The following is a 1,326-nucleotide window of genomic DNA, read 5'->3' as shown; positions in this document are numbered from 1 at the left end:
TGTCCAGCCGATAGATGGGTAACAGAATGAACCGGATACATGGGTTACAGTTCTCCCCGTTTCTGGTCCGCAAAAGCGCCGGCTGGTCGGGGTTGCAGGGCGCTTTTGCGGACCAGCCTTGCGTGCTTGTCGTCGATGAAGCCGAGGCGATGGGCGTAGAAGCGCATCGCCCATTCGCCGCTTTCGGTCTCCTCGATGGCGACTGGCTCGCCGGCCAGCGTCGCCGAGACGTAGATCTCGCCGCCCCGCCATTTGACGGCGCCGTTGTGGCGCACTTTGCGCACCGCCGCCTCGGCCGGATAGTCGGGCTCGGGCGGGCTGGCCGGCATTTTGCGCGTCGAGGGGCGGTAGTGCTCGGCCGGCGTGTCCATGCCGAGCGTTTCGTGCGGGCGCTCCCAATTGTACTCGCGTCGGAACGCCTTGAAGGCTTCGGCCTGTGCCGCCCGGTCGGCCGCCGGCGCTTTTGCCAGCGGCAGCATGGTCAGATGGAAACGCTCGTGCTTTCCGTTCTGCTGCGGCTTGCCCGGGTCGATGCGCTCCAGCGCAATCCCCAGCCGAACGAAGCGCAGCGACAGCGGTGTCAGCCCGGTGACGCCGGCCGCCGCGAAAGGCGCACCGTTGTCAGTTCGGATGCGGTCGGGCAGCCCATGCTCGCAAAACAGCCGTTCGAACACCGGCCAGGCTTCCTGTTCGCCGGTCGAGCCGGTCGTCTCCAGCGCCAGAAGATAGCGGCTCTTGGCGTCCATCACCGTCAGCGGGTCGCAGCGCCACCCGTCGCGGGTCCTGAACCAGCCCTTGTGATCGCCCGTCCACACCGCGTTTGGCGCATCCGGCTCCGGCCAGGGTCCGTTGCCCGCCCCTTTCCAGCGGGCGCGCCGCCGGCCGACCAGCCCATGCCGCTCAAGGATCGCGCCCGCCGTCGAGGCCGACGGCCAGGCAATGCCGGCCTCCACCCGCGCCAGCCGCGCAACAATCTTCTTTGGACCCCACAGCGGGTGCGCCTCCTTCTCCGCCACGATCCGCTCGACAACCGCAGCCGGTGTCGCACGCCCATGGTTGAGTGGCGCGCGCGGCCGATCGTGCAGACCCTCCGGGCCAAGCTCACGGTAGCGCCCGAGCCATTTGTAGCCCGTCTTGCGCGATATCTCGAACGCAGCACACAGCCCCGTCATCGTCTCCTCGTCCTCAAGACACGCTGCAACAAACAAAAGCCGCTCGTCCATGATGCCAGTCTCTCGCCATCCCATCGCCGGTCCTCCCGGCGGACAAGAAAACTGTCACCCATGCAATCAGTCCATTCTGTTACCTATCTATCCGGTTCGGACA

The 1,326-nt window shown here is 66.6% G+C and carries 1 protein-coding gene; it reads right to left on the bottom strand.

The annotated features are described in order from the left end of the window. Window positions 1-44: 44 nt before the first annotated feature. Window positions 45-1,247: a helix-turn-helix domain-containing protein gene (locus tag JT360_RS33070; protein ID WP_214477636.1), complete on the bottom strand. Its 1,203-nt coding sequence runs from the start codon at window positions 1,245-1,247 to the stop codon at window positions 45-47. Window positions 1,248-1,326 lie beyond the last annotated feature (79 nt).

This window comes from Mesorhizobium sp. dw_380 (assembly GCF_018588885.1).
Lineage (GTDB): Bacteria > Pseudomonadota > Alphaproteobacteria > Rhizobiales > Rhizobiaceae > Mesorhizobium.
This window is presented reverse-complemented; position numbering and strand designations above follow the sequence as displayed.

Coding starts and splice junctions, on each gene's coding strand:
- JT360_RS33070 (WP_214477636.1), bottom strand. CDS start 1,247: ATGGGATGGCGAGAGACTGGCATCATGGACGAGCGGCTTTTGTTTGTT.